Consider the following 2,888-nt stretch of genomic DNA (forward strand, 5'->3'; position numbering starts at 1 on the left):
AAACAGGACGAGCGGGTCATGAGCGTTCATGGGCGCATCCTTCGAAACGGGCGCTAAATAAGGCGGGTCATTGGGGTCGATCCACCGGAAGAAACGCGCTCCTACGCTGACCGGTTGCGTCGAAACCAGTCAATTCATGCCCTGATTCGCCCATAGCGGGAAATCCGGGACGATTAGGGCCCGGCGCGACCTTCTTGCCGCAGTGCACAAGAACCTGTCGGCCGCGCTTGATATTTTGGACGACTGCGTCCATTTATCCCTTGTCGAACGGCGCGGCGAGTTCTAATCGCGGCCCGTAGCCGTAGGGTAATCGTCGAATGCGCCGCGCGCGGTCGACGGCCACAGCCCTCCGTCGTCTCGGATTCCGTTCAGGGTAATCGTCATGGCCGTGCCGTCGAACAAGAAGCTCGTTCCCCTGATCGTCGGGGGAATTGCGGGCGTCGCCATCCTGATCGGCGGCGTGGTCTGGTTCATCGACAAGCAGCACTTCGAAGCCACCGACAACGCCTTTGTCCAGGCCGATACCGTCCAGGTCAGTCCGCAGGTGTCCGGCTATGTCGCCGAGGTTCTGGTGATCGACAATCAGCGGGTCGAAGCCGGTCAGGTGGTGGCGCGCATCGATCCGGCCACCTTCCAGGCCCGCCTGGACCAGGCGATCGCCAACGCCCAGGCCCTGGAAGCGGCCGTGCGCGGCGTCGACGACAAGGCCGCGCTCGAACAGGCCCTGATCGCCCAGAAGGCGGCTGGGGTCAGCAGCGCCCAGGCCGACGCCAGCCGGGCCCGCGCCGATCTGGACCGCTACAACGCCCTGGCCAAGCAAGGCTGGGTTTCGCAGCAGAAGGTCCAGACCAGCCAGGCCGGCGCCAGCCAGTCCGCCGCGTCGGTGCAGAGCGCCCAGGCGGCGCTGGAGGCCGAACGTCGCACTGCCCAGTCCCTGGGCTCGGCCCGGGCCCAAACCGTCGCCCAGGTGGCCGCCGCCCAGGCCGCCGTCGACCAGGCCCGTCTTGATCTCGATCGGACGGTGATCCGCGCCCCCGCCGCCGGCGTGGTCGGCGCCCGCTCGCTGCGGCCGGGCCAGCTGGTCCAGCCGGGCGTGGCGCTGATGTCGATCGTGCCCCTGGGCCAGAGCTTCGTGATCGCCAACTTCAAGGAAACCCAGGTGGCGCGCCTGCGGATCGGCCAGCCGGTCGAGATCAAGGCCGACGCCTTCGGCAAGCAGGCGATCCGCGGCAAGGTCGACAGCTTCGCCCCGGCGACCGGCCAGGAGTTCGCCCTGATCCCGGTCGAGAACGCCGTCGGCAACTTCACCAAGATCACCCAGCGCCTGCCAGTGAAGATCGTGGTCGATCGTGGCCCCCTGGGCGCGGCCTTGCGGCCCGGCCTGTCGGTCGAGGTCAAGGTCGACGTCCGCGACCGGACCGGCCTCTCGTTCGCCGAGGCCGGCCAGGCGCCGGCGCAGCTGGCCCGCGAAGACGCCAATCCCGGCGCCCGCAAGCCCGTCGCGCGCTAGGCCGCCTCGATGACCGACACGGTCCTCTCGGCCCCAACAGCGGTGCCGGCCACGTCCGACATCGACTGGACCAAGCTGTTCCTCGGCTTCGGCGCCATGGTCATCGGCCAGTTCATGGCCATTCTCGACATCCAGATCGTCGCCGCCTCCCTGCCGCAGATCCAGGCGGGCGTGGGGGCCAGCGCCGACCAGGTCAGCTGGATCCAGACGGCCTATCTCATCCCCGAGGTCGTGATGATCCCGCTGTCGGGCTATCTGTCGCGGCTATGGGGCACCCAGAAGGTCTATCTGGTCTCCTGCGCCGGCTTCATCATCATGAGCGTGCTGACGGGCCTGTCGTCGTCGATCGACATGATGATCATCACCCGGGCCCTGCAGGGCTTCATCGGCGGGGCGATGATCCCGACCGTGTTCGCCGTGGCCTTCACCGCCTTCCCGCCCGAGCGCCGGGTCACCGCCAGCGTGATCATGGGCCTGATCGTCACCCTGGCCCCGACCGTCGGTCCGACCCTGGGCGGCCACCTGACGGAATGGCTCAGCTGGCGCTGGCTGTTCTTCATCAACGTGCCGACCGGCCTGATCGTGCTGTTCGGCGTGGCCCGGTGGGGCAAGTTCGACGAGGGCGATCCCAGCCTCAAGACCGGCTTCGACTGGTTCGGGCTGACGGTGATGGCCGCCTTCCTGATGAGCCTGCAGTTCGTGCTGGAAGAAGGCGCCAAGAACAGCTGGCTTCAGGACGACCTGATCCTGGGTCTTGCGGTGCTGGCCGCCGTCAGCGGCGTGCTGTTCGTCTGGCGCTCGCTGACCTACGTCAATCCGATCGTGGAATTACGCGCCTTCGCCAATCGCAATTTCAGCATCGGCATGCTGATGACCGCGGTATCCGGCGCCAGCCTGTTTGGCGGCACCTTCCTGCTGCCGCAGTTCCTCGGCCGAGTTCGCCACTATTCGGCGTCCGAGGTCGGCACGACCATGGTCATCTCCGGCCTGTCGATGTTCGCGACCGGGCCGATCGCCGGCCGCCTGGTGCGCAAGACCGATCCACGGCTGCCGATGTTCATCGGCTTCATGTTGGCCGGCTGGGGGATGTACATGGCCCATGGCGTGACCAAGGACTGGGGCTTCTGGGAGTTCGCGGGCGTTCAGGCCTGCCGGGGCGTCGGGGTCATGATCGCGATGATCGCCACCCAGCAGATCACGATGAGCACCCTGCCGCCGCACATGGTCAAGAACGCCTCGGGCCTGGTCAATCTCGCGCGCGCAACACCGGCGGGGCCATGGGCCTGGCCCTGCTGGCCACCAGCATCACCCAGCAGACGGCGCTCTACTACAACGACATGACCTCCAAGGTCACGACCGCCAACACCGCCGCCCAGGG

Annotated in this window: 1 protein-coding gene and 1 pseudogene; both read left to right on the forward strand. The window is 67.3% G+C overall.

From position 1 onward, the window contains the following. Positions 1 to 382 precede the first annotated feature (382 nt). A complete protein-coding gene (locus tag CSW58_RS11925) occupies positions 383 to 1,510 on the forward strand; it encodes an HlyD family secretion protein (protein ID WP_099447429.1) in 1,128 nt (375 codons plus the stop codon). Between the two features lie 9 nt (positions 1,511 to 1,519). Beyond that, positions 1,520 to 2,888: pseudogene (locus CSW58_RS11930) on the forward strand (DHA2 family efflux MFS transporter permease subunit); the annotation flags it as partial.

The organism is Caulobacter sp. B11, assembly GCF_002737765.1.
Taxonomy (GTDB): Bacteria; Pseudomonadota; Alphaproteobacteria; order Caulobacterales; family Caulobacteraceae; genus Caulobacter.